Origin of the sequence: Paenibacillus agaridevorans, assembly GCF_003112455.1 — a bacterium.
Taxonomy (GTDB): Bacteria; Bacillota; Bacilli; order Paenibacillales; family Paenibacillaceae; genus Pristimantibacillus; species Pristimantibacillus agaridevorans.
In genome coordinates, this window is record NZ_BDQX01000281.1 from 155,278 (window position 1) to 181,339 (window position 26,062).

General features: G+C 51.9%; 23 protein-coding genes. 13 read left to right on the forward strand and 10 right to left on the reverse strand.

Annotated features, from left to right (window positions below; genetic code table 11):
- Both PAT3040_RS22870 and PAT3040_RS22875 read right to left on the reverse strand, forming a co-directional pair.
- The coding region (locus PAT3040_RS22870; RefSeq protein WP_108994524.1) for an NAD-dependent malic enzyme at positions 1-1,406 on the reverse strand (1,406 nt) is incomplete at its 3' end.
- Positions 1,407-1,477: 71 nt separating this feature from the next.
- Positions 1,478-2,593, reverse strand: a complete 1,116-nt coding sequence (locus PAT3040_RS22875) for an MGDG synthase family glycosyltransferase (protein ID WP_087570490.1) — start codon at positions 2,591-2,593, stop codon at positions 1,478-1,480.
- A gap of 122 nt (positions 2,594-2,715) precedes the next feature.
- Here PAT3040_RS22875 and kapB point away from each other — a divergent pair, with 122 nt between their 5' ends.
- Entirely contained in the window at positions 2,716-3,111 is a 396-nt protein-coding gene (gene kapB, locus PAT3040_RS22880) for a kinase-associated lipoprotein KapB (RefSeq protein WP_258235115.1), read from the forward strand.
- 90 nt (positions 3,112-3,201) lie between these two features.
- Here kapB and PAT3040_RS22885 read toward each other — a convergent pair whose 3' ends face one another.
- Positions 3,202-4,533, reverse strand: coding sequence for an SGNH/GDSL hydrolase family protein (locus PAT3040_RS22885; protein WP_146200521.1), 1,332 nt, complete (start codon positions 4,531-4,533; stop codon positions 3,202-3,204).
- A gap of 350 nt (positions 4,534-4,883) precedes the next feature.
- Here PAT3040_RS22885 and gltB point away from each other — a divergent pair, with 350 nt between their 5' ends.
- The 3 genes from gltB to PAT3040_RS22900 all read left to right on the forward strand — a co-directional run bounded on the left by gltB (position 4,884) and on the right by PAT3040_RS22900 (position 11,387).
- Positions 4,884-9,488: a glutamate synthase large subunit gene (gltB, locus tag PAT3040_RS22890; RefSeq protein WP_108994526.1), complete on the forward strand. Its 4,605-nt coding sequence runs from the start codon at positions 4,884-4,886 to the stop codon at positions 9,486-9,488.
- Between the two features lie 167 nt (positions 9,489-9,655).
- Positions 9,656-10,591, forward strand: a complete 936-nt coding sequence (locus PAT3040_RS22895) for an ABC transporter ATP-binding protein (RefSeq protein ID WP_108994527.1) — start codon at positions 9,656-9,658, stop codon at positions 10,589-10,591.
- The gene (locus PAT3040_RS22900; RefSeq protein WP_087570494.1) at positions 10,584-11,387 is read left to right on the forward strand and encodes an ABC transporter permease; all 804 of its coding nucleotides are present in this window, start codon (positions 10,584-10,586) and stop codon (positions 11,385-11,387) included. The genes PAT3040_RS22895 and PAT3040_RS22900 overlap by 8 nt, the downstream gene beginning before the upstream one ends.
- Before the next feature lie 94 nt (positions 11,388-11,481).
- On the opposite strand, the gene PAT3040_RS22905 is transcribed toward PAT3040_RS22900, so the two are convergent.
- The 4 genes from PAT3040_RS22905 to PAT3040_RS22920 all read right to left on the reverse strand — a co-directional run bounded on the left by PAT3040_RS22905 (position 11,482) and on the right by PAT3040_RS22920 (position 16,920).
- A complete protein-coding gene (locus PAT3040_RS22905) occupies positions 11,482-11,934 on the reverse strand; it encodes a bactofilin family protein (protein ID WP_108994528.1) in 453 nt (150 codons plus the stop codon).
- A gap of 59 nt (positions 11,935-11,993) precedes the next feature.
- Complete coding sequence (locus PAT3040_RS22910) at positions 11,994-13,067, reverse strand: M23 family metallopeptidase (protein WP_181376781.1); 1,074 nt, start codon at positions 13,065-13,067, stop codon at positions 11,994-11,996.
- 155 nt (positions 13,068-13,222) lie between these two features.
- On the reverse strand, positions 13,223-15,337 hold the full coding sequence (locus tag PAT3040_RS22915) for an S-layer homology domain-containing protein (protein ID WP_108994530.1): 2,115 nt from the start codon (positions 15,335-15,337) through the stop codon (positions 13,223-13,225).
- Positions 15,338-15,438: 101 nt separating this feature from the next.
- Positions 15,439-16,920 carry an O-antigen ligase family protein gene (locus tag PAT3040_RS22920; RefSeq protein WP_108994531.1) on the reverse strand — a complete coding sequence of 494 codons (1,482 nt, stop codon included), beginning with the start codon at positions 16,918-16,920 and terminating at the stop codon, positions 15,439-15,441.
- A 190-nt stretch (positions 16,921-17,110) separates the two neighbouring features.
- Between PAT3040_RS22920 and cls the strand changes: the two genes are divergently transcribed.
- The 3 genes from cls (at position 17,111) to PAT3040_RS22935 (ending at position 18,995) form a co-directional block, all read left to right on the forward strand.
- Positions 17,111-18,508, forward strand: coding sequence for a cardiolipin synthase (cls, locus tag PAT3040_RS22925; protein WP_108994532.1), 1,398 nt, complete (start codon positions 17,111-17,113; stop codon positions 18,506-18,508).
- 103 nt (positions 18,509-18,611) lie between these two features.
- Positions 18,612-18,809 carry a hypothetical protein gene (locus PAT3040_RS22930; RefSeq protein WP_087570498.1) on the forward strand — a complete coding sequence of 66 codons (198 nt, stop codon included), beginning with the start codon at positions 18,612-18,614 and terminating at the stop codon, positions 18,807-18,809.
- A 3-nt stretch (positions 18,810-18,812) separates the two neighbouring features.
- Positions 18,813-18,995 (forward strand): H-type small acid-soluble spore protein, encoded by a 183-nt coding sequence (locus PAT3040_RS22935; RefSeq protein ID WP_087570499.1) that lies wholly within the window; start codon positions 18,813-18,815, stop codon positions 18,993-18,995.
- A gap of 52 nt (positions 18,996-19,047) precedes the next feature.
- Here PAT3040_RS22935 and PAT3040_RS22940 read toward each other — a convergent pair whose 3' ends face one another.
- Positions 19,048-19,359 (reverse strand): dehydrogenase, encoded by a 312-nt coding sequence (locus tag PAT3040_RS22940; RefSeq protein WP_087570500.1) that lies wholly within the window; start codon positions 19,357-19,359, stop codon positions 19,048-19,050.
- Between the two features lie 230 nt (positions 19,360-19,589).
- Between PAT3040_RS22940 and PAT3040_RS22945 the strand changes: the two genes are divergently transcribed.
- The 5 genes from PAT3040_RS22945 to PAT3040_RS22965 all read left to right on the forward strand — a co-directional run bounded on the left by PAT3040_RS22945 (position 19,590) and on the right by PAT3040_RS22965 (position 24,761).
- Positions 19,590-20,198 (forward strand): DedA family protein, encoded by a 609-nt coding sequence (locus tag PAT3040_RS22945; protein ID WP_087570501.1) that lies wholly within the window; start codon positions 19,590-19,592, stop codon positions 20,196-20,198.
- A 206-nt stretch (positions 20,199-20,404) separates the two neighbouring features.
- Positions 20,405-20,971, forward strand: a complete 567-nt coding sequence (locus PAT3040_RS22950) for a thioredoxin family protein (RefSeq protein WP_087570502.1) — start codon at positions 20,405-20,407, stop codon at positions 20,969-20,971.
- Positions 20,972-20,975: 4 nt separating this feature from the next.
- Positions 20,976-21,617 (forward strand): MBL fold metallo-hydrolase, encoded by a 642-nt coding sequence (locus PAT3040_RS22955; RefSeq protein WP_087570503.1) that lies wholly within the window; start codon positions 20,976-20,978, stop codon positions 21,615-21,617.
- Between the two features lie 83 nt (positions 21,618-21,700).
- Positions 21,701-23,899: a Tex family protein gene (locus PAT3040_RS22960; protein WP_181376791.1), complete on the forward strand. Its 2,199-nt coding sequence runs from the start codon at positions 21,701-21,703 to the stop codon at positions 23,897-23,899.
- 175 nt (positions 23,900-24,074) lie between these two features.
- Positions 24,075-24,761, forward strand: a complete 687-nt coding sequence (locus tag PAT3040_RS22965) for a nitroreductase family protein (RefSeq protein WP_108994534.1) — start codon at positions 24,075-24,077, stop codon at positions 24,759-24,761.
- A gap of 87 nt (positions 24,762-24,848) precedes the next feature.
- Here the strand turns inward: PAT3040_RS22965 and cmpA are convergent, their stop codons facing one another.
- Together cmpA and PAT3040_RS22975 are read right to left on the reverse strand one after the other, a co-directional pair.
- Positions 24,849-24,992 (reverse strand): cortex morphogenetic protein CmpA, encoded by a 144-nt coding sequence (gene cmpA / locus PAT3040_RS22970; RefSeq protein ID WP_087570506.1) that lies wholly within the window; start codon positions 24,990-24,992, stop codon positions 24,849-24,851.
- A gap of 92 nt (positions 24,993-25,084) precedes the next feature.
- Positions 25,085-25,447, reverse strand: a complete 363-nt coding sequence (locus tag PAT3040_RS22975; RefSeq protein ID WP_108994535.1) for a hydrolase/acyltransferase — start codon at positions 25,445-25,447, stop codon at positions 25,085-25,087.
- Positions 25,448-25,553: 106 nt separating this feature from the next.
- On the opposite strand from PAT3040_RS22975, the gene PAT3040_RS22980 reads away from it, so the two are divergent.
- Positions 25,554-26,033 carry a SprT family protein gene (locus tag PAT3040_RS22980; RefSeq protein WP_108994536.1) on the forward strand — a complete coding sequence of 160 codons (480 nt, stop codon included), beginning with the start codon at positions 25,554-25,556 and terminating at the stop codon, positions 26,031-26,033.
- Positions 26,034-26,062: the final 29 nt, after the last annotated feature.

Here is a 26,062-nt window from a genome sequence, read left to right on the forward strand (position 1 = left end):
AGATTGCGTCGCGAGACGCCGCTCTTCCGGGCCGCTGCGCTTACCCGGCGGCGAACCTCTTCGACGACCTTGTTGTTGAATACGCTCGGAATGATATATAGCCGGTTAAGCTCGTCCTCGCCTATTACGGAGGCAATCGCTTCCGCTGCAGCGAGCTTCATCTCTTCGTTGATGACCGTCGAGCGGCTGTCCAGCGCTCCGCGGAAGATGCCGGGAAAGCAAAGCACGTTGTTGATCTGGTTTGGATAATCCGATCTGCCCGTCGCGAATACGCCAACGATATCTTCGACTAGCTCCGGTCTGATCTCGGGCTCCGGATTGGCCATAGCAAAGACGATAGGCTCCGGCGCCATGCTCAAAATATGCTCCCTGCTCAAAAGCTTGCCTGCGGAGACGCCGATAAACACATCCGCTCCCGCAAGCGCTTCTGCCAGCCCGCCTTTGCAGCGTTCGGCATTCGTGTTTTCCGCGTACCATTGCCATGTCGCGTTGTCATATTGCTCGTCCGCATTCAAAATGCCAGCCCGGTCAACCCCGACGACATGACGGGCGCCGCCGGCCAGCAGCATCTTTGTGCAGGCGGTGCCCGCCGCGCCGATGCCGCAGACAACGATCCTCGCCTCGGACAACGAGCGGCCTGTCAGCTTGAGCGCATTCAGCAGTCCCGCGTACAAGACAACGGCGGTGCCGTGCTGATCGTCGTGAAAGACCGGAATATCCAGCTCATCGCGCAGCCTCTGTTCAATCTCAAAGCAGCGCGGAGCGGAGATATCCTCCAGATTAATGCCGCCAAAAGCAGGGGCAAGCGCCTTGACCGCGGCGATGACAGCTTCCGTATCCTGCGTGTCAAGGCAGATGGGAAAGGCATCCACATCGGCGAACTGCTTGAACAGCATCGCCTTGCCTTCCATGACCGGCATCGCCGCGTAGGGACCGATATTGCCCAGCCCCAGAACGGCGCTCCCGTCGGAGACGACGGCTACCGTATTGCGCTTTATCGTTAGCGTATGCGCCTTGGCAGGCTCCTGCCGGATCGCTTCGCATACGCGGGCAACATCCGGCGTATAGACGCGGGACAGATCGTCGCGGTTCTGAATCGGCGTCTTGGGCTGTATCGTTATTTTGCCGCCCAGATGAAGCAGGAACGTACGGTCGGAGACATGGAGCAGGCGTACTCCTTTTACATGCTGAAGAGCCTCCGTCAGCCGTTCGGATGCGCCTTGCTCCGTTATTTTTACCGTGAGGTCGCGCACGCTTTTGTTCCTGTCGGTATGTATGACGTCGATTGCGACGATGTCGCCGTTGACTTGCTCGATAGCGGTAGCGGCTTTGCCGAACTGCGCGACGTCCGTATCGATTTCCAGTCTTAGTATAATGGTTTTCCCGTCAGTCATTGGCGTATGCATGTTCCATCAACTCCTCGTCGAATTGGTCTCTTGCATCTTAATCTGCCCTTGCTTATGGAAAAATAATGCCGTTACTGCATCTGTTGCAGAACGGCATTTGGACATTTTATAGCATCGTATTGTTCATCGCGCTTCTCGATCAGAAGCTTGCGGAAGCGGCTGGATTGCTCGCGGTCGTGGATCAGCTTGAACCATCTGTCGACGGTATCGTTGGAGTCCAGCATTTCGCCGAATCCGTTATTAATGAAATATTCGCAGTTTTCCTCTTCCTGTCCCGGGATCGGCTCGTAGAACAGCATCGGCAGCGCCTTGCTCATTCCTTCGGTGCATGTCATGCCTCCCGGCTTGGTGACCAGCAGATCGGCTGCGTCCATCAGCTTGCTCACTTCGCGCGTGAAGCCCGTAATCCGGATGTTGGGATGCTGGAACATAGGGTCCGCAAGCATTTTCTCCTTCATCTTCTCGTTGGAGCCGACGCAGAAAATAAGCTGTGTCGTTTCGCGCCACTTGGTCATATAGGAGAGGGCGTTGTCCTCGTAGAGAATTCCCCAGCCTCCGCCCATGATCAGTACGGTCGGCATGTCGCGCAGGTCGAATTCGCGTCTGACCTCCGCTCGGTCATGCTGCTTCCAAAAGCTCGGGTGCACCGGTATTCCCGTTACGTTGACACGCTCCGGCTCGACCCCTTTCTCGATCAACCTTTGCTTCACTTGGGAAGTGGATACGAGGTACTGGTTCACTTCCCGGTTGACCCAGGAGCCGTGGGCATCGTAATCCGTAATGAGCGTATATAGTGGCATGTCGAGCCCTAAGCGCTTAAGTCTAGCTACGACAGTGTTCGGCACGGGATGGGTGCATATAATCAAGTCGGGCTTCAACTGTGCGATAACTTGCGAGGTCTGCGTATAAAACATGCGATGCAGAGCAAGCTGAGCGAAGCGGTTCGTCGGCTTCTTGTAATTGCTGCGATACATGAGACCAACCATCTTGGGCTGGCTGCTTACCGTCTTGCGATAGGCGGAAACGATCCATGGCCCTATGACGGGATTTAAAAATTTCCCTAATTCGATTACCCTGGCGGAGATGCTAGGGCATAGCTGTTTTAGCCCAACAGCGAGCGCGTATGCTGCTTGCGTATGGCCTGACCCAAAGCCTTCCGAAAGCAGAAGCACTCTCTTCTTGCGCATATCCTCACCCACTTTTCTATTTCCATATTACTTCTGGTGTCAGGTTAATACAAGCATGTATATGAAGCTTGTTTAAAAATACAAGTTATTTTACCATACAAGGTGAAAGGAGTGGGGAGAACATGATGATGAACAAAGAAGCAAAGGAATATCGGATTGGAGATATCGTAAAGGCGGAGGTTAGATCCGGGCGTTACGCGGCCGAGCTGTTAGAGCTGGACGGTCCGCGAGCGCTGGTTAAGGTACTGGCGGTATTGGAGCATCCCGATCAGGGAGATCTGCACCAGCCGTATAATCCCGACGTCGCCATGTTTCACGAGCGCCGCGCTCTAAGTTACACGGAGAAAACAAAGGTGCTGCTTCGCGATCTCGAGCCGTTCTCCGGCGAAGTGCCGGATTATACCGAATCGTTGAAAGCGGCGGTAGCGCAGTCGATCCAAAGCCTTGACCGTCTTAATCGCTGGACGGCCAAGGCGCTGGAATCGATCCGGCAGCTCGAAAAGGATTACAAGCTTTAATGGATGTTCAATGGTCCGCTTCTTCCGAAGCGGCTTTGCTTTGCAAAGCTGGAGGTCACTCGTCACCGGGTGGCCTCGATAAAGATTAATTTATTTATTAATAAATGCGATTTTCTGTTCGTGGCGGTATTCGACCTGGAAGCCGAGTCCTTCGGACAGCGCGGCGAGCGGGAGATACGTTTTCTTCTCGCCCGGGAATTGCTGCAGATAGGCGGGCTCGGCATTTAGCGGAACGGTTTCCCCGTTTACGCGGATTGTCGCGGCGCCGACCGTAATATCGACTGTGCGTCCGTCCAGCGATACGGTTGCGGTCGCTGTAGCGGCGTCCCACTTGAGCTCGGCGCCCATGGCGTCCGTAATGTCGCGGACCGCAAGATAGGTCCGTCCTTTTTGGATAACCGGAGCGTATTTCGAGACGATTTCCTCGCCGTTTACGACGACCGATATCGGGACGCCGGCAGCGCGAGGGAGCACCGTCTTGTATTCGCCCCACAGCTGCTCGGAATAAGCCTTGCCGAGCGCGGCATAACCAGCCGCTTTGGGATGGATGTCGCCATCGCTAATTGACGTCAGTGTAAGAATGCTTTTTTCGATCACTGCCGCGGCATCGCTTATTTTAATGGAAAGCCCCTTGTTCCCGTGAGCTTTGACCACCTCGCCTAACCGCGCGTTCAGATTGGATTGTCCGTCCTTCAGGAACAAAGCTGCGGACTTTGCCACCTTGGGGTAAGTCGTTTCTCCATTCGGCAGCTTAAGAACGGGGAGCGGCAAATATTGGTTCGCGATAACGACCTCTGCTTTCGGCTGCAGCTCGCCGATCATGCCGAGGATGTCATCCAGTTGTGTCGTGTAATTATTGATGAGCGCATCCAGCTTGTCCTGCAACGCGGTTTTGTCTCCTGCCGAAAGCGCATCGACGTTCGTCGTTAAGCCAAGCTCGTTAACAAAACCAAGAAAATCGTTCCCGCCAATCGAGATCAGCACCGTCTCGGCATCCCGAATATCCCCGGCAAGCGTGTCAGTCATTTCGGCTAACATCTGTTTGGCCCTAGGGTCCTTGTCGCTCAAACCCGCCTGCACATCCGCTTCCGTTACTTTCTCTCCCGCGATAGCGGCTTCCAGCCAATTGGCCAATCCCTCCGTCCTCAGACCCAAAACGCCGTAATTGACATACTCGGCCCGCAAGCCTTGAAACAGCGCCTGTTCGAAAACATGCTCGGCAAAGCCGTAAGGCACGGACTGCTCCGTGAAGCCCGCCTGGTATCCTGCGGCGATGGAATCCCCGAGCACGACGATGTCGTACGAAGCTGCGCTTCCTGCCGATGCCGGAGCGGCGAACGCCGAACCCGCCTGCACCAGCAAGGCTGCCGATGCCGCGCCAAGCGCGGTCATTTTGAGCATGTTCCTGAATTTACTATACAATCTGTCCACGTCCTTTTGATAAAATGGAATTCGACGAAAGCCGTCCTGACTGAGCTTGTTCAAAAGGTCTGAAAACCTGACTTTTTTTGAACTTGCACTAACTGATAACTTCTTTGTACTAATAGAATTATTAAATTGCTTCCCATTTGCCCTGATGTTAAAATCATAGAATAATCGCTTAGTAACGGTATATGGCAACCGGATGGAAAGGAGCAGGCGGTTGAGCCTCGTCCCCTACCATTCTATGATAATCCAAGCCAAAAATGAAGCTAATAAGTGATCGAACCGCGTTTTTTCTCTCCATTATACGCTTATCCAAAAATCTTCTGATAGAGAGGTTGCAGACTACAATGAAAGAAAGTACTTTGGGATTGCCGCCTAAGCAAGGATTATATGACCCGCAATTCGAGAAAGACGCATGCGGAATGGGCTTCGTAGCCAGCATCAAAGGGGTCAAATCGCATAGGGTCATTCGCCAGGCGCTGCATCTGCTCGAGAACATGGAGCATCGCGGAGGTCAGGGAAGCGAACCGAACACGGGGGACGGAGCGGGCATCCTGCTTCAAATCCCGCATGCATTCTTCTCCGCCGAGCTTGAGAAGCAGGGCGTCGCCCTTCCAGCGGAAGGCGACTATGCCGTAGGCATGATCTTTATGCCGCATGACGAGACGGAACGCGCCGCTATCGAGAGAGAAGTGGAAGGCATTATCGCCGAGGAAGACCAGACGTTGATCGGATGGCGCACGGTTCCTACAAATGACGAAAAGCTGGGCGAATCCGCGCTGGCCGTCAAGCCGTTTGTCCGTCAACTGTTCATCGGCAAAAATGCTTCTCTCTCCGAGACGCTTGCTTTCGAGCGCAAGCTCTACGTGATCCGTAAGCGGGCTGAGCTCGCGATCCGTTATGCGGGCAAGGACGGGGGCAACATGTTCTATTTCTCCAGCCTCTCTTCCAAGAAGATCGTATACAAAGGGATGTTGACAACGGAGCAGGTCCGTTCGTTCTACATGGAATTAAATGACGAATCGGTTGTTTCCGCCATGGCTTTAGTGCATTCCCGTTTTAGTACGAATACATTTCCGAGCTGGGAGCGGGCGCATCCGTTCCATTACCTCATCCACAACGGCGAGATCAATACGCTTCGCGGCAACGTCAACTGGATGCATGCCCGCCAAACGCTGTTCGCGAGCGAGCTGTTCGGCGACGATCTGGAGAAGATCAAACCAATCATCAACCCGGACGGATCCGACACGGCCATGTTCGACAATACGCTGGAATTTCTGCATCTGTCCGGCCGCTCGCTGCCGCATGTCGCGATGATGATGGTGCCGGAGCCTTGGTCCGGCAACGACAGCATGGACCCTGACCGCAAGGCGTTCTACGAATACCACAGCACGCTTATGGAGCCCTGGGACGGGCCGGCGGCGATGGGTTTCACGGATGGCACGCAAATCGGCGCCGTACTCGACCGCAACGGTCTTCGTCCTGCGCGTTATTACGTAACGAAGGACGACCATATCATTTTGGGCTCCGAAGCCGGAGTCGTCGAAATTCCGGCGGAGGATATCCTTTACAAGGATCGCTTGCGCCCGGGCCGGATGCTGCTTGTCGACACGGAGCAAGGCCGCATTATTTCCGACGAAGAAGTCAAGGCATCCATCGTGGCTGAGCATCCCTATCGCGAATGGCTGGATGAGCATCTTGTGGGCTTGGACGATCTGCCGGAAGCGCCCGAGGTTCCGGAGCCGAGCCATGATACGGTCCAGCAACGTCAACAGGCATTCGGCTATACGTTCGAGGATATTCGCAAAGTGCTGGAGCCGATGGCGGGCAGCGGCCAGGAGCCGATCGCTTCCATGGGTTATGACGCTCCGCTGGCTGTACTGTCGGAACGTCCACAGCGCCTGTATAACTACTTCAAGCAGCTGTTCGCACAAGTCACGAACCCGCCGATCGACGCCATCCGCGAAGAGATCATCACTTCGACGAGCACGACGATCGGACCGGAGCGCAACCTGCTGAATCCGGAGCCGGAGAGCTGCCGTCATATCAAGCTGGACACTCCGATTTTGTCCAACGAGCAATTCGCCAAGCTGCGCCATGTGCGCCGCCCTGGTTTCAAGTCGATCACTCTTCCGATCTTCTTTACCGCCAGCGAGGGAGAAGTGGGCCTTCGTTCCGCGATGAATACGTTGTGCGAAGCGGCGGATCGCGTCATCGACAAAGGCCATAATGTCCTTATTTTGTCCGACCGCGGCGTCGACAAGGAGAATGCGGCTATCCCGGCGCTGCTTGCCGTATCGGGGCTGCATCATCACTTGATCCGCCAAGGCACCCGTACGAAGGTTGCGATTTTGCTGGAATCCGGCGAGCCTCGCGAAGTGCATCACTTCGCTCTGCTGCTGGGCTACGGCGTTAATGTCGTGAACCCGTATCTGGCGTTCGAATCGCTGGACGATATGATCCGTCAAGGCATGCTGAGAAGCGTATCGCATGAGAAAGCGGTAAAGAACTTCATTAAAGCCGCGACCAAAGGCGTTGTTAAAGTATTGTCCAAGATGGGCATCTCGACGATTCAGTCGTACCGCGGCGCCCAGATCTTCGAAGCGCTTGGCCTGCGCGAGGACGTCATTAACGAGTACTTCACCTGGACGCCTTCCCGCATCGGAGGCATCGGCCTCGATGTCATCGCGGAAGAGACGCTCAAACATCATAACCGCGCGTTCGCGGAACAGGAAGGCTCCGAGAAGGAACTGGATTCCGGCGGCGACTATCAATGGCGCAAGGACGGCGAGGATCATCTCTTTACGCCTCAGACGATCCACACGCTGCAGATGGCATCCCGCGCGAACGACTACAAGCTCTACAAGAAGTTCTCGGCGCTTGTCCAAGGCGAGAACAAAAAACATCTGACGCTTCGTTCGCTTCTGGAATTCAGGAAGGACGGCAAGCCCGTGCCGCTTGAGGAAGTCGAATCCGTAGAGTCCATCGTTAAACGGTTCAAGACGGGCGCGATGTCGTTCGGTTCCATCAGCAAAGAAGCGCACGAGAGTCTCGCCATCGCGATGAACCGTCTGGGCGGCAAGTCCAATACGGGCGAAGGCGGCGAAGATCCCGCACGTTTCGTAAAGGACGCCAACGGCGATTCCCGTCGCAGCGCCATCAAGCAGGTCGCTTCCGGTCGTTTCGGCGTAACGAGCAACTATCTGGTTAACGCGGACGAGATTCAGATCAAGATGGCGCAAGGCGCGAAGCCTGGCGAAGGCGGGCAGCTGCCCGGCCTTAAGGTATATCCTTGGGTAGCCGAGGTTCGCGGCTCTACGCCAGGCGTAGGCCTCATCTCGCCACCGCCGCATCACGATATCTACTCCATCGAGGATCTCGCCGAGCTGATCCACGACCTTAAGAACGCGAATCCGCGTGCCCGCATCAACGTCAAACTCGTATCCGAAGTCGGAGTTGGCACGATTGCGGCAGGCGTTGCCAAGGGCCGCGCGGACGTAATCATGGTCAGCGGTTATGATGGCGGCACGGGCGCTTCGCCAATGGGTTCCATCCGGCATGCGGGTCTTCCGTGGGAACTCGGCCTCGCCGAGACGCATCAGACGCTTATGCTGAACAAGCTGCGCGACCGCGTCGTCATCGAGACCGACGGCAAGATGATGAACGGGCGCGACGTTGCGATTGCCGTGCTGTTGGGCGCCGAGGAATACGGCTTCTCCACAGCTCCGCTTATCGTATTGGGCTGCATCATGATGCGCGTCTGCCAACTGGATACTTGTCCTGTGGGCGTGGCGACCCAAAATCCGGAGCTTCGCGCGAAGTTCATGGGCGATCCGTCCCATGTCGTCAATTATCTGCGTTTCATCGCGGAGGAACTGCGCGAGATCATGGCCGAGCTTGGCTTCCGCACCATCCAGGAGATGGTCGGCCGCGTAGATCGCCTGGAGACGAAGCAACTGCTTGAACACTACAAGGCGAAGGGCCTTGACTTGTCGGGCATCCTGTACGAAGCGGATATCCCGGAAGGGGCGTTCCGTTACAATGTTCAGGAACAGAACCACGGTCTCGAGCTGTCGCTTGATATGCAGCAGCTCGTTCCGAACGCTGCGCCGGCGCTGGAGAACGGCGAGCTTGTACGCGGCACGTTCCCGATTCTTAATACGAACCGTGTCGTTGGTACGATTTTGGGCTCCGAGGTCACAAGGCGTTACGGAGCGAAGGGATTGCCGGAAGATACGATCTGGTACCACTTCGTTGGTACGGCCGGACAGAGCTTCGGCGCATTCGTTCCGAAAGGCATTACGCTTTCGGTTGAAGGCGACACGAACGACTACTTTGGCAAAGGTCTCTCCGGAGGGAAGATCATTGTGGCTCCATCGCCGAAAGCGACATTTGTGGCAGAAGATAACGTCGTAACGGGCAATACCGCATTGTATGGCTCGACGGGTGGTCAAGCGTATATCCGCGGTATTGCAGGCGAACGCTTCGCGGTACGGAACAGCGGAGCTGACGTTGTTGTCGAAGGCGTGGGCGACCACGGCTGCGAATATATGACGGGCGGTCGAGTCGTCATTTTGGGCGGCACGGGCCGCAACTTCGGCGCCGGCATGTCTGGCGGCGTAGCCTACGTGTATGACGACAAAGGCGAATTTTTTAGCAACTGCAACGTTGAGATGGTGCTGCTGGAGCGTGTGGAGGAAAATCAGGATGTCGCGGAGCTTCGCGGCTTGATCGAGAACCATGTACGCTACACTAGCAGCGCTATCGGCGAGAAGGTGCTGGGAGATTGGGAAGCTTCCCTCGAGAAGTTCGTTAAGGTTATTCCGAAAGACTACAAACGTATGCTTCAGCAAATTCAAAAAGCCGAAGATTCCGGTCTTCAAGGCGGAGAAGCTCTCATGGCAGCCTTCGAAGCGAACAAACGAGAGCTTGCTCGTACCGGCGGCAAATAAGAGAATGGAGCTCGCGGCGGGTATTTACCTGACCGCGAGTTTTTTTTGTACACGCTTGGATAAAGGGGGGCGCTACCAAACGTTTTCTGCTTCGTATATACTGGAATGGTTGGAACAAGCTAACTATTGAAACAAGATTGCGATGAAGAGGAGGACGAATAACGGTGATGGAAACCATTGTCCAGATGCGGGGCGTAACGAAGCGCATTGGAACACGTACGATTATCGACAACTTGACGCTGGACCTGCCGCGCGGCGAAGTATTCGGCTTCCTGGGGCCGAACGGCGCAGGTAAAACAACAACGATCCGCATGATGGTGGGGCTAATGTCGCTTACGTCTGGCGAAATTCTGATCGACGGCAAAAGCATCGAGAAGGAATTCGAGGGAGCCATTAAACATGTAGGAGCGATCGTAGAAAACCCGGAGATGTACAAATATTTGACGGGGTATCAGAACCTGGTCCATTATGCCAGGATGATGCCGGGCGTAACGGAGCACCGGGTCAGGGAAGTAGTGGCGCTGGTTGGCCTCGAAGCTCGCATTCACGACAAGGTGAAGACGTATTCGCTTGGCATGCGGCAGCGTTTGGGCGTTGCGCAAGCGATGCTGCACAGGCCTAAGCTGCTAATATTGGATGAACCGACGAACGGTCTTGATCCTGCCGGCATAAGAGAGCTTCGCGATTATTTGCGCAAGCTAGCCAAGGATGAAGGCATCGCCGTGTTTGTATCGAGTCACTTGCTGTCCGAGATGGAGCTCATGTGCGACCGGGTCGCCATTATTCAAAACGGCAGGCTGATCGATGTACGTTCGCTTCAGGATGGGGAGCAAGCGCTTAGCGCGCGCCGCGTATTGTTCCAGGTAGACCGGCCGGCTGAAGCCGTTCAGGCGCTTCAGACAGCGGGACAGAGTGCCGAATTGGCGGAGAAGGCTCAAGAAGCGGATTCCGGTTTCGTCATCATCTATGGAGACAGGGACGGCATTGCTACCGCTAACGCCGCATTGGTTCAAGCGGGTATTCGGGTCTACGGCATTCGAGAGGACGTGAAGTCGCTCGAGGATCAATTCTTGGAAGTGACTGGAGGCGAAAAAATTGGGTGATTTCGGCGGATTGATTCGCAATGAAAACATGAAAATTTATTTGCGCGTACGAACCTACGTTATGTTCGGCATCCTGATCGGCTTAACGATCATTATATCCGCCCTGTGGTTGGCCTTCGGCGAGCGGTCGTCAACATCGATGTGGGAAGTCGCGTTCATGGAGTCCTCCATTCTGTTCTTCCTGGTCACGATCTTTACGGTTGTAGTTGCAGCGGGAGCAGTGGCCGAGGAATTTACATCCGGCACCATCAAACTTCTGCTTATCAGGCCATGGTCGCGCTCCAAAATATTGTTATCGAAATACATAGCGGTCATGTTGTTCGCGGTCACGCTTGCTATCGTGTTATTCGGCAGCACATTGCTTGTCAATTGGGTCATGTTCGGTATTGGCAACGATTCGGCGAATGCCGGTGGAGGCATTCTGCCGATGGGAAGCGATGACTCGCCATTCGTGTACTTGCTGAAGTATTACGGACTAACGTTAATTACTTCGATCGTGACGGTGACGTTGTCCTTTATGTTGTCGACCATATTCCGCAGCAGCGGTCTTGCCATCGGCATGGCATTGTTCCTTCTGCTCGTCGTCAATAACTTTATGCAATTGTTGGCGCTGCTGGACTATAAGTGGGTCGACTACATCCTCTTTATCCACTTGAATCTTACGCAATATTTGGGTGATTTCTCTATGAGGGAAGGGATGACGTTAGGATTCTCCCTTGCGGTACTAGCCGTGTACTATATCATTTTTATCGCGTTGACCTGGTACGTGTTTAACAAGCGGGACGTGGCCGCGTAAGAAACATTAATCCGGGAACCAATAAAAAAGCCGTCCTCAACGAGTTCGCTTCATCGAACCCGTCGAGAGACGGCTTTTAGTATCCCGCTATGAATTAGCCCGCTTGGCGGGACTTGGCGTGCGATTCGCTGTTTTTGGGCTCATCTTTTTTGGCATTGGCTGTTTCGGAGGATTCTGACGCGCCCGAGCGTGGTTTGGATTCGGCTGGATGCTCCATTCGGCACTGTCCGCTCAGTTGGCCGCCCTCCTGAATAATTAACGCATGTGCCGCAACGCTTCCGCTCAGTTGGCCGGTGCCCGTAATGATCAGGCGGCCTTTGGTCACGATATCGCCGTAGAGCTTTCCCGCAAGCGTAATATCTCTAGCTTCAATATTGGAGCGAACGATTCCGCACTCCCCGATGATGATATCGCCCTTGCATTCGATATCGCCACGATATTCGCCCTCGATTCTGAGATTGGCTTCGCTGATCAACTTGCCTTCGACGATCGTTCCTTGTCCGATTAACGTATCCGTAGCGACGACACGCTTGTTCTCCTTAAACATAAGTATTACCTCCTCGGCATTCGTCATTGATGGAAGCTGCCTGAATCCGCTGCTCACGGTTACGTACGGGAGGCTAGGTACTTGAGCGGGTTCACTGGCTCGCTTCGCTGCATAATCTGAAAATGCAGGTGAGGCCCCGTACTTCTGCCGCTTGAGCCAAGCTGTCCGATTTTCTCCCCTCGCACGACTGTATCGCCCTCACGCGCGTCAATGGCCAGAAGATGCATATAAGCGGTCTGGAGATGACCCAGATGATCGATGATAATGTAGTTGCCGTATTGCGAGTCGTATCCCGTCTCCGATACGGTCCCTTCCGCCGCGCTAAAGACGGTATCGCCGGATTTGCCGTCAATGTCGATCCCGGCATGGAAAGTCGCATGGCCGGTAAACGGATCGCGGCGGTATCCGAAGCCGGACGTCAATTGCTTGGAACGGGTGGGCCAGGAAGATGGATAGGCATCTACTGTCATGCGTCTATTCTGAGCCTGCTTCAAAGTATGCGCCATGGACTCTTCCATGGCGTCGACCATGCGGCTTAGAGCTTTGAGGTCGATGGAGGTGTTCTTGGCAAGGTGAACGATTCCGTCTAAATTTCCTATGACGGGATATCTGATGGGCGATCGCGCAACTTTGTCTGAAAGTGAAGAATAAGCGGAAAACGAAGGGAGGAATGAGGCGGCATCCTTCCCCGACGCGCTTGTTTTACTGCTGCCAGTGGCTGTAGGAGAAGCTGTGTTCGGCACAGAGCCGCCGTATTTCTCCATGAAAAGCTTCAGCTTCTCTTCGAGCTCGCCCAGCTCTTGCATCTTTATTTTCATATCTTCTGTTTGTCGCGACAATTTCAAAATCTCTTGCTGCAAGGTGACGATCGCTTCATCCTTCCCGGCGATGACGGCATCCATTCCGGCAATCGTTTGAGTGAATGCGGCAGACTGGTCAGATAGCTCGGACTCCAATTGTCTCAGCTCGTACGCCGCCTTCAACTGCAAGCCCGCGACCGTACCTGCCACGGCAAGGGCTGCGGCCATTGGCGCTGCTACGACTGATCGTTTGGATACCTTGAACTGTCTTACCGTCTTGTCCGGGCCGCGCATCACAACAAAAGACCATGCTGGCTTCCGCGTTCTTGTCACTGGTTTACTCCTTCCGGCCGTCGTAATCATTTTGCAGAACGTTCTATGACTATTTATTCCCGGAAGATATAAAACATGCTTGGAAAATTTACCGGGGGGATTGAAAACACAAAAAAGGGAGCCTATTAGGCTCCCCAGAAGTTAGTACAATACGATTATAATTTATGAAGTAATGCGAAAATCTTGGCAGCCTCTGCTCGTGTCAGTAGTGCATTAGGATCGAATTTTCCGTTGTCCTTGCCGTTGATCAATCCAGCTTGTACGGCCAATTGTATATAATGTGCAGCCCATTCCGAAATTTGCTCATTGTCTGAGAAGGCAAGGGCCTGCTCGCGTTCAGAGTTCTTGAATCCGCCTAGCTCAAGCAATCTGCCCAATACAACGGCCATTTGTTCGCGGGTAATGTCTTGATTCGGATTAAAATTACCTTCAGCATCGCCATTCAACAGACCTGCGTTCTTGACTGCTTGAACATAACCGGAATACCAATCGTTTGTTTGCACATCCTCGAAGCTTGCGGGTGAATCGATTGATTTTGTTTCCAACTTAAGTAGTCTGCTCAATACGGCTGAAAATTCAGCTCTGGACAAGTTGCCAGAAGGATTGAAATTGCCATTTTCATCTCCTTGGAAGAGATGCAGAGCGGAAACCTTTTTAATCATGTCATGAGCCCATAGTTCTTTTTTTACGTCTTCAAACGTTTTATCATACGCCAGCACCAGTAATTTTCCTGTTTTAGATACATCTACGACCAGTTCTCCGTTCTCGTTCAGGTCGCTGCCTAAGTATTCTAATTCGCCGTCCTCGTTCAGGAGGTAGACTCCAACCAGATCGGTGTTGGCGTTCTCTGAAACCTCTAATGCAAGCCTGAGCGGTGTGTTAAGGTCATGCAGAGACAAGGTTTGGTCATCTGATGTTTTGATGTTGAAATTGAAATGTACAGCGGAACCAGCTGTACTTACTTTTGTATTCGCAGGAAGAACAGCGGATTTTATTTGTCGGTTCTTCTCGAACGTCGACGCAGATTCGATTGTTATCTCAATATTAGCGTCTTTGAGCTGTTCTTCGGATAATTCATACAAGAGAGTTTCCAGCTCGGAAGCCGATAAGGTGATCGCGAATCCATCGCCATAAACTACAAGTTCGTTATCTCCTAACAGTGATGATGTATTGGCGGGAAGTTGCAGTTTTTTTGTCCCGTCTTCCAGTTGAACTGATATTTTGCCATTCTGCGCGTTGTCAAACTCTTCAGCATTGATTGGTTGGGTTCCGATCTCAACTACAGGTGGGGTCGGAACAATTGGCGGAGGAGCTATTGGATCAAGGTTCGGCCCCGGAATAGGATCATTGTTCTTTAAAGTAATATTATGAAATTTGGAAACATTCTGTGCTGAAAAATAATAGAATGTTTCGTCCGCAGTTGTGTGGGTTAAATACTCCCCGTATCGAACTTCTGCGAGGTAACCGGATCCGGCGCTAGCTAGCTTAATTTCATTGCCTTCGCTTGATGGTGATAAAACTAATTTGTATGTAACACCTTTTTGAATTGGTTCAGGGAATTTAAGAGCAAAACGATTAAACTCAGAGTTGGGATCGTCATAAAAATTATGAAGAGGCAATAATTCTTCCGCCGATACGCTACCAGTTTCTGTTACTAGCTGAAAATCAGAAGCACTTGTGTTGCTTGGTTCGTATTTAGAATAAATACCTGTTAAGTATTGATAAGGCAATTTGATTGAAATGTATTGGTGACCAATCATATCAGGTGTAAGAGTGGTCTCAGGTGTAAAACTAAGGATTGTATCTCCTTTAGACAAATAAGATCCCCCGAGTTTATTGATAAATTCATGCGTCCCTGTCATTCGATAAACGTCTAATGATACGGATGAATCATCTACACCTTGATAGTAACCATATTCATCTTTAGTAAGAACAAGCTCCGAATCGCTGCCTTCCGTAAATTTAATATCAACTGGTTCGAAGTCCATGGTCTCTGAAAAATGCAGGTAATAGTATGTTTTATTATCATCGTCGTATTGAAAATACGAGCCAACTACACCGCTTGTGAATTGATGGTATTCGCCAACGGCATCTTTAGCTTGCACGGTTACTGAGTCGGGATCAGCAGTGTATATCCCTCCACTAATTTTCCCATTACGGTAATCAAACCACATGCTGGTAGCTGCAAAACTAAAAACAGGTACCAGCATATTGAGCAACATGATTAAGGCAATCGAGATGCTCATTTTACGACTAAATTTCCTAGACATGTTTATCCTCCTAATGTATGGTATGGAACATTCATATGTTAACAAAAGTTATGTGAATTTACTATGAAAATTTATAGGACAATAGAAGCATGTTCAGGGCTTTAATGCCTGTTCATTTGTTCGTACAGTCGTCTATAAGTCTGTTGCTCAGGTGTTTTTGATAAAGCAATATCTAAAAAAGTCTTCGCATTATTGTATTTTTCCGCATCCTTGGATTCATTCCCCCATCGTACTTGGTTTTTGGCCAGCTCGTAATAAATCGTACTGGACCATGGAATAAATTCAGATGCTCGTTGTAATCGGACTTCCGCGGCTGAGAACTGGCCTTCAATTGATAGTTTGGCACCTGCATTTCGCTCTGAATACCCTGTGCCAATCCAAATGAGTATGCAGAACAAAGCAACTGCCGGAAATAGCGTAATGCATTTGGAATAAAGAGAAGTTAAAGGTATTTCCTTTATGCTCCAATTCAACGAAAATATAATGCATATGAAAAATGCCATAATAATCGGATAGGTCAAATCAAAGTCAAACGCAGCATGTACGAGCAGGACGCTGCTAAATAACAACAGGGCTCTGATATCTGTTATCGACTCTTGACTATTTGAAAGTGACAAAAACGAACGGAAATAGAACATTCCGATTAATAACAACGCCATTAATCCACCAATCAATCCGACATCAATTATTACTTGCAAATAGTGATTATGTATAAACTTAACGAAATATTGCTGGGACTGGAACTGGTGTTGCAAAACAGCCCATCCACCCCCGCCTGTCCCGCCAAGCCAATATTTCGATAAAATACCAATGGAATCTTTCCAATAAACGAATCGAATTTGGAATTCTGGAGCGGATGAGTGAATGCTCGTTAATCGATTCATAAAAAATAAAATATCTTTTTGGATAACGATAGCGGAAACAAGGGCAAAAAAATGAGATAAAACAATGTACAATATGGATTTCAAATTACGTAAATTCGGAATGATGATTATTAAAGTGACGACACCGAGTAACCAAATGACCCATACAGATCTAGAGTATGTAAGCAACAGGCCGATCGAATTAATACATACTAGCGAGAGAGAGACGTTCGACTTCGTGCTTGAATAATGATACAAACTTACCAATATGCTGATCAGCAGGATGATGGCAAAAGAATTGGCGTATTGAATCGTCGATTCCAACCGATCATTCCGATAAAGATTAAAAAGGATTCCGATAACAGTCATTGAAGCGCTTGTCCAAGGCCCAAATTGGAGGACATTCCATTTTTCCTTAATAGATAACATGGCAAGAAGAAGCGAAAGAGGCAGTATGCTTGTAATTCTAATAGCTTCAATTATCGCGCTCTCTTGATCGACCGCGTAAAAACAGCTTATCCAATAACTCATGACGAATAGAGTGATGGGGATGTGGATTGGGGATAAATAAAGTTTCTGTCGTATCCCAATCGCAAGTACCAGCCCTGACAGTAATAAAATGTTCGCGAGAATGAGACTGAAATCGCTGAAATAACCGCTACATATGATACCGATGACAAAAAACAGGTGCAATATAAATAGAGGAACTCGCTTAAACATAACGTACTAATCTCCTTTTACGGCAGCATATTAGCTTTGTACTTAATTCTAACAGAATCATAAGGCCTGCGGCAGAGGATGCTTAATCATTCAAGCTTTGAGAAAGAATTAGTGGTTCTTATATTTGAACTCCGAATATTACGGCTCCTTTTGATGGAACAATATAAGCGAATGGGGGCAAAATGATCAGATGTTAAGTTGGTTATGGATCATAATCGCCGCTTTGTTAGCTTACAGCACCCAGATTGGAATTATCGTGTGTCTAGAACATCGAAGGCAGTCTCATATGGCGGCTTGGATATTCGTCGTTATGGTTTGTCCGTATTTGGGGCTGGCGGTGTATTGGTTAATGGGGCGAAGGCCGGAGAAAGCGGGCGCAGGTCATGAGATTAAAGTCAGTATGCACTCTGAGCATGATATCAAATACCGCAGGCTTCAATTTTTTATCAGTAACCAGCTTCCACTCCAAGCCACTGAACGAAATCGGGCAACGGTCCTTACCAATGGACCAAAAACGTTCGAAAGCATATTGCATGCTATAAAACATGCCCGCAGCTCCATCCATCTGGATTATTACACGGTCAGGTGCGACGGGATCGGCAACAGATTTCTGGAAGCTTTAACGAGCAAGGCACGAGAAGGCGTTGATGTGAAGTTGTTGTATGACGGAATCGGGAGTCTGCATCTCTCTGAACATTTTCTGCAGAAACTCCATAGTTCCGGCGCACAGTCGGCTTGTTTCTCTCCGCCCCGCGAGTTTTTGCTGAAGAAACGGTTGAATTTTCGCAATCACCGCAAAATCGTAGTTATCGACAATTCCGTCGGCTTTATGGGCGGCATTAATATCGGCGATGAATATTTGGGTTTGGATCCCCGGCTTGGGTTTTGGCGAGACACGCATCTCAAGCTTGAGGGAGAATGCGTCCGTCAATTGCAGACCATATTTCAAGAGAATTGGTTAAGGGCGACGGGAGAAAACATAAGGGTGGATGCAGGAAGCACGTCAAGGGATGAAGTTCCTGCTCCGGAGGCCGAATGGAATGACAGGATCGTATTGGTGCCTGGCAAGCCCGGTATTCACGATGCCGTTATTTCGGAAGCTCTGTTTGCGGCGATGTCGGAAGCAAAGGAAACGATTTACGCGGTTACGCCCTATTTCATTCCGGATCCGTCCATTGCAGCAAGCTTGAGAATCGCCGCTAGAAGCGGAGTAGACGTCAAAATGATTATTCCCGGAATCAGCGATTCCAAGCTCGTATTGCTGGCTACGCTCTCGCACGTCCAGGACATGCTTGATGCCGGTGTTCGGGTGTACAGATACGGCAAAGGCTTTATTCATGCCAAAGTTTTGATTATTGACGGGCGGCTCGCGTCCATCGGCTCAGCGAATCTGGATATGCGCAGCTTGTACAGCAATTACGAGCTGCTGGCTTTAATCGAAGGGGCGGATCCCGTAGGTCGATTGACGAAAGATTTTATGAACGATCTAAATGACAGCGTGGCTGTGGATGCTGAAGAGTTCTCGCGTCGGCCAGCCAAACAGAAAACGGCGGAATCGCTGCTGCATCTGTTGTCGCCGCTTCTGTGAGTAGTGAGTATGATTGTTGCCGCGGTATGAATTTCGTGCCGTTCGGGCATATTTCTGTCAAGGCGTCTCGCCACCATGTCACCATGTTAAGGAGGAAGCTGCGATGGATGAGGACAAGCAAATATCAGGTATCGATGGCGGAGCGGTCGAGCCGAATAATGAAGGACGCGAGGTCTACGATATGGACATTGACCGGATGGTAAATGAAGGCCTTGGCGGCGGAAACGTAACGATTCACAACGGCAAAATTGACGAATCGACGACCGATACGATGACATCGGAATGGGAAGGGGTTAATTAAAACGTGGATGCGACGCGCGCGAAACAAATATACCAATCGAAGGATACGATTGGCGTAAAGCTGGAAGGCGACTCCGTTTGGATCGAGAACGTGGATGAAGCAAACGGGATGGCGACGGTAACCGTTGGCAATAATCCGGTTAATACAGTGACCGTGTCGGTTGATCGACTGCAGGAAAGCAGGTAAAGCCGGGGAGAAGCCCGCTGCGGAGCAACGAGCTCCGCGGCGGGCTGCCTGTTTATCCCCCGTACGCTTCGCGGAATGCTTCGCACAGCTTTTCGCGATCGACTTCCCATAGTGCCGCTATTTCCTCGCTGACATTATTCGCCCACCAGTCCGCTTGAGCCTTGCGATTGTTTTTATGATCGACGATCCAAAGCAGGTTCTGCGCCACTTGACGAAAGTACAGCATCTCGGCTTTTTCCATCTTCTCCTTGGACACGTATAACTTCAATCGCTTTGCCGTGCGGTACAGCTCATTGCTGCATGACCTGCGAATTTTGCGCGCGGACGGCAAGCCGGCTGCGTGCTTTTGCTCGTGGGGTTTCATATGGAACCGACTCCTCTCCCTCCAAAATATGCGGGCATTCGTCCAGTGGTCACCGCTATGACGCGGACCGCCCTGCCCGTATTCCTCCCTTTTTAACCGAACATATCCGAATGGACAGGACCATAGGATAGGGTTAGAGTGGAAGGCTTCTCTTGCGATATGATAGAATAACAGAGGCGGCTTCCCGGTTAGAAGAGGAGGAACCGCGATATTCGAAGTGGAGGGTGAAGATGGAAAGCTGGATAACCGATTTTATGGAGCAATACGGGTATATGGGCATATTGCTCATGATAGCGGTCGAGAACCTGTTCCCGCCGATTCCGTCGGAAATCATTTTGACCTTTGGCGGATTTATGACGACGTACACGAATCTAACGCCAATAGGCGTCATCCTCTTTGCGACGCTGGGTTCGCTGATCGGGGCCATTATTTTGTATTTAATCGGAAGGCTGCTTGGCGTTGAACGGCTGGAGCGAATTATCGACCGCTGGGGACGCGTGCTGCGCGTAAAGAAAGAAGATGTGCGCAAAGCCGATGCCTGGTTCGACAAGTATGGCTATTGGGCCGTGCTGCTGTGCAGGATGGTGCCTCTTATTCGAAGCCTGATCTCATTGCCGGCCGGCATGTCTGGTATGAAACTGGTTCCATTTCTGTTCTTTACGACGGTCGGCACGTTGATCTGGAACACGATTCTTGTCTCTGTCGGTACGGCGGTTGGAGGAAACTGGCATGAAATCGTAGAATTTATGGACGTATATTCCTATATCGTGTATGCGATTATTGCGCTGGCGGTGCTTGTTGTTCTCTTCCTTTACATTCGCAGGGCCAGGAAATTTTAGTAATAGTATGAGTTCAAAAAGTTCGGTTTTCAGCACCGAGAATATAGAATGAAAGTAGAAACTGAGGAGCGGAGCGTAGTGGAAGCTACGTGAGCACCGGAAGTTTCGCTTGCGTTCCATATTCGATGTCGAGTACGCTTCTTGGCATACTTCGTGATCAAAAGCGGATTTTTTGAACAACCTCTAAATGAAGGAGCGGATTACATATGAGTAAAAGTGTGGCAGACAAGCTAGGCAAGGGGATTAGCCCACAGCAATTCGTGGATGGGATGACCAAAAACAAGGAGACGTTTATTGGCTGGATGGAGCAGTTCAGCTGGCCCTCCGACGAGGACCGGGAGCTGTTCGAATCCATGAACAACCGCGACGATCTGCGTTGTCTCATTCTGATGGCCGACTGGTGCGGGGATGTTGTTCGCAACGTGCCGGCCGTATTCGGCGCGCTGGAAGTAACGGGCATCCCGACCGAGGTGCTCATCATGGAAGAAAATCTGGATACGATGGATCAATTCCTGACTATGGGCGGGCGCTCCATTCCTATCGTGATCTTTGCGGACACTGGCGGCGCCGTACTTGGGCAATGGGGTCCAAGGCCAACTCGAATTCAGGAGCCGATGGTGGCGTTTAAACGCGACAACACGGATCGGGAAGCTGCCGACTACCAGGACAATCTGGCGATTGCAAGAGCGGAAATCATGAAACGTTACGGTGATGGGCCTGGCTACCAGGCGGAAGTCATCAAGGAGCTTCGCGAGCTTCTGGAGAGCTTCTAGAGCGATGGGAACCGAGTTTAAAGTCGAGACGTTTTCGCTTGGACCCATCCAGACGAATTGTTATTTGATAACGGTAACCGAGGGCGAGCAGGAAAGAGGCATCATTGTCGATCCCGGCATGAATCCCAAGCGGCTGCTTGATCGCATTGCAAATACGAACATCGAAGCGATTCTGCTGACGCATGCCCACTTCGATCATATGGGCGGGGTTGATGAGGTTCGCAAAGCCGCCGGATGTCCGGTTTACATCCATGATCTCGAAGCAGACTGGTTGACGGACCCGCGCAAGAACGGATCGATGCGTTGGCAGGACGTTACGCCGCCATTATCGACGGATCCGGCCGAATTTGCGCTGGATGAAGGACAGACGTTAGCGATGATCGGCCACAAGTTTCAAGTGATGCATACGCCGGGTCATTCGCCAGGCAGCGTAAGCTTCTTATGTGGAAACCATCTGTTCTCCGGAGATGTGCTGTTTAAGCTGTCGGTTGGCCGTACGGACCTGCCCGGCGGGCGTGAGGCCGATCTGTACGATTCCATACGGACGAAGCTGTACAAGCTTAATCCGGAAGTCATTGTTTATCCAGGGCATGGCGGGCGTACGACGATCGGGTTCGAGAAGGCGAATAATCCTTATACAGGGTAACGATAACAAGGACGGTGCGTGCGATAGTGGCAGAATGGTCGAATGGTACATCAGGAGTGGATGTAGAAGAAGCTGGAGCAAAAATCAAGCTTACGGACGAGCAAAAGGAAGCAGAGAACGGGAGAATTATAGCAGCGATATCCGCGGCGGCTGCTTTGCCGGTCAGCAAGGTGAAAGCGGCGGTAAGTCTTCTGGACGAAGGCAACACGATTCCGTTTATCGCGCGTTACAGGAAAGAGATGACGGGCGAGCTGGACGAGAACGAGCTGCGAACGATAGAAGAGAAGCTGCAGTACATGCGGAATCTGGAGGAGCGCAAGCGTGAAGTTATTCGTCTCATCGACGAACAAGGGAAGCTCACGGGCGCGCTTAAGTCGTCTATCGAGGCGGCTGCGAAGCTGCAGGAAGTGGAGGACTTATACCGACCTTACAGGCAGAAGCGCAAGACCAGAGCCAGCGTCGCGAAGGAACGCGGACTGGAGCCTCTGGCGGATTGGCTGTGGTCGCAGCCGCGGCAAGGAGATCCGCTTACGGAAGCTGTGCGGTACGTGAACGCGGACAAAGGCGTATCGACGCCCGAAGAGGCGCTGCAAGGAGCGATGGACATCGTTGCGGAAAATATAGCCGACGATGCCTGGATCCGTTCCTGGATCCGCAAGTTTACGTTCGATCAATCGCTTCTTCGATCCGAGGTAAAGAAGGCCGATGAGGAGTCCGTTTACGAGATGTATTACGACTATCAAGAGCCGGTCAAAAAGCTGCCTCCGCATCGGGTGCTTGCCATTAATCGCGGCGAGCGGGAGGAAGTGCTTCGTATATCGCTGGATACGCCGGTGGACCGCATACATGAGCAGATGAAGCGCAAGCTGCTGCGCGGCGGCACGGCTCCCGCAATATCGGCGGTTCTCAATAGCGTGATCGAGGACGCCTACAAGCGTCTTATTGCACCGTCGATCGAACGCGAAGTCCGCGGCGAATTGACGGAAACGGCGGAGGAACACGCCATTACGATCTTCTCCGCGAATTTGAGAAATCTGCTGCTTCAGCCGCCAGTTCGCGGCCATATCGTTCTCGGAGTGGATCCGGCGTTCCGTACGGGCTGCAAACTTGCCGTTGTCGACGATACCGGCAAACTGCTGGAGGTAGCGGTGTCGTATCCGACGCCGCCGAACAACAAGGTAGCGGAAGCGGAGAAGCTGATTAACGGACTCATCGATAAATATAAGGTGGAGCTTATTGTCATCGGCAATGGTACGGCTTCGCGCGAGACGGAACAGTTCATCGCCTCGTTGATCGGCAAACGGAAGGGCGGGGGGGGCGGACCTGATCTGCGCTACATTATCGTGAGCGAGGCGGGGGCGAGCGTCTACTCGGCATCCAAGCTGGCAGCCGAAGAGTTCCCTTCTTTGGACGTCGCGGAACGCAGCGCCGTATCCATTGCGCGCAGACTGCAGGATCCGCTAGCGGAGCTGGTAAAGATCGAGCCCAAGGCGATCGGCGTTGGGCAATACCAGCACGACGTCAGCCAGAAGCGGCTCGACGAATCGCTTGGCGGCGTCGTAGAATCGGCGGTTAACCATGTCGGCGTCGATGTCAATACGGCGTCTGCGTCGCTGCTGTCGTACGTAGCCGGCGTCAATGGCACCATCGCCAAAAATATCGTGAAGTACCGCGAAGAGATCGGCCGTTTCTCGAAGCGGACGCAGCTTCAAAAGGTGCCGCGGCTTGGGGCGAAGTCCTACGAGCAGTGCATCGGCTTTTTGCGCATCCCTGACGCGTCTAATCCGCTGGATCAGACCCCGATCCATCCGGAGTCGTATGCCGTCGTGGACGGGCTGTTCGCCGAGCTTGGACTGGACTTGAAGCTCATTGGCAGCGAAGAGGTCAGAAATGCCCTTCAGAACGTCGACGCTGCTTCGCTGGCTGTTAAGCTCGGCGTAGGCGCTCCGACGCTGAGAGACATCGTGGAGAGCCTTCTGCGGCCCGGTCGCGATCCCCGCGAGGAGCTGCCGCCGCCGATCTTCCATACGGATGTGCTGCAAATCGAGGACTTGAGCGCGGGTATGGAGCTGCAGGGCACGGTCCGCAACGTTATCGATTTCGGCGCATTTGTGGACATTGGCATCAAGAACGATGGACTCGTCCATATTTCGCAACTCAGCAACAAATTCGTAAAACATCCAATGGATGTCGTCTCGGTAGGCGATACCGTTACGGTGTGGGTGCTGAGTGTCGACCTCAAAAAGGGCAGAGTCAGCCTGACGATGAGAAAGCCGGATTAACCTTCCGCGTTGTGGCGGTGCAGGGAGCAACTCCCAGGCACCGCCATTTTCTTTGAATCTCATCAGCTCATAATAAATAATCAAGTAACCAAAAGTTAGTTGATTGACAATTGTTCGTCTGGTATTTATACTGTACATTATGTGATTACAGTTACAATAACGAGGAGGACAAAACATGGCTCAATTGATCGATTCTCAAGTAAAAGTCCAGACGTCGATAACAGGACATAATAATATTCCGTTTTTCCAGGTGGTAGGGGAGCGCCGCTCCGTGCGCAAATATGACAACAGCGTTCGCATTGCAGACGAGGAGCTGCTGGAGATGCTGACGATCGCGGCGAAAGCGCCGTCCTCGGCGAACATGCAGCCTTGGCGGTTCATGGTCATCACGGACGAAGAGCTGAAAGCTAAGCTGGTTCCGATCGCGTTTAACCAAAGCCAGGTTGCCGAAGCTTCGGCCGTTATCATTGTCATGGCCGATCTGGAGATGTACACGCTGGCCGAAGACATCTATGGAGCTTCCGTTAAGGCAGGTTATATGTCGGAAGAAGTGAAAACAAATATGGTCGCGAACTATACAAAGATGTATTCGTCGCTGCCTGCCGACCGTCTGCGCGAGTTGGTCGCGTTCGATACGGGGCTTGTTGCCATGCAGCTTATGCTGACAGCGCGCGCCAAAGGCTACGACACGGTGCCGATGGGCGGCTACAACCGCGACGGCGTAAAGGAACTGCTCGGCATATCGGATCGTTACCTGCCGACGCTGATGCTTCCGATCGGCAAAGCGGCGTCGCCGGGCCACCAGTCCACGCGTCTGCCGATCGAGAACATCGTGTACTTTAACGGCGGCAAGATGGACTAATCTCTTTTTAACTGCTCCACGACGAATAAACCCGGCCGCCCAATAAGGGAGAGCCGGGTTTTCTCGAATTATGGACGACAGGCAGATTCATTGGATAACGGTACCGCTGCCATGTTCTTTATGTCCTTGTTTGGTTCGGTAGAAATACCAGCAATCGTTCAGCAGCTTGATCTGCCTGCGGTCCTTCTGTTGAAATGCGCGCATCAGTTGGTTGCACAGCCACTGTGGCATGCGCATCGCCCTCCTCCCGGTATCGCCTGTTGTTCTATAAACATATGGCAATAGGCGAATATCCGTGCAGGTCCAACCGATATCGAGTCAGGTTAGCCAAGCTGCTCTTCTTCGTACTCCTCGTACCATTGCTCCAACTGAGCTTGCAGCGCGCGTATTTCGGTCAGAAGCGAAATCAGCGGGTAGGACTTCTCCTGTACTCCGGCAAACTCCTTTTCCAGACTATTAAGATAGTCCAGTCCGGATACGATCTTGATGGAAGAATCATGCAGCTCCACATTATCGCATTCCGCTACCGTATAAGGCAGGACGGGCACCTGGTCGGCCGTCAGCTTGTCGATCTCCTTATGCAGGCGCAAATTCAGCGCGCTAAGCTGATAAGCATGCGATGCCGGCATCTCGACAAAGCTGATGTTCTCTTCCTGTTTCATTAACACATATCTCATGATAGCCATAAGTTCCGTGATCTCCCCTCGGTCAGTTGCCGTTCGCACGGCGTTCCTACTTGACAGTGTAGCCTATAGCCGCGTTAAAATTCAAGTAGTCAAGGAGGTTGTATGCATGGATAACAATACGTTGCAGCAATGGGTAGAGCGCGTCTCGCTGGAGAGCTTCGGCAGGCCGTTCCGGCACAAGGCGACGTTTAATGGACGGCTTAAGGCAACGGGAGGACGTTACTTCACCCATACCCATCATATTGAGATCAGTCCGCATCAACTTGCCGCGTACGGGGAGGAAGAGACGGAGCGCATCATCAAGCACGAGCTTTGTCATTACCATCTGCACCTGATGAAGCGTGGTTACCGGCATCGCGATCATGACTTCCGTACGCTGCTCGCCCATGTCGGCGGCTCCAGGTACTGTCAGGCTTTGCCGGAGCGGAAAAGGATAGGGCCGGCCGCGTTTAAGTACAAGCTGATCTGCGGCGGCTGCGGAATGGAATACATGCGCAAAAGAAAGCTGGATCCCGACCGTTACGCCTGCGGAAAATGCCGGGGAAAATTAAAATTGATAGCGCTTGACAAGTCCAGGACGCCATGATAAATTATTACTTGTCACTGTTAATTTTT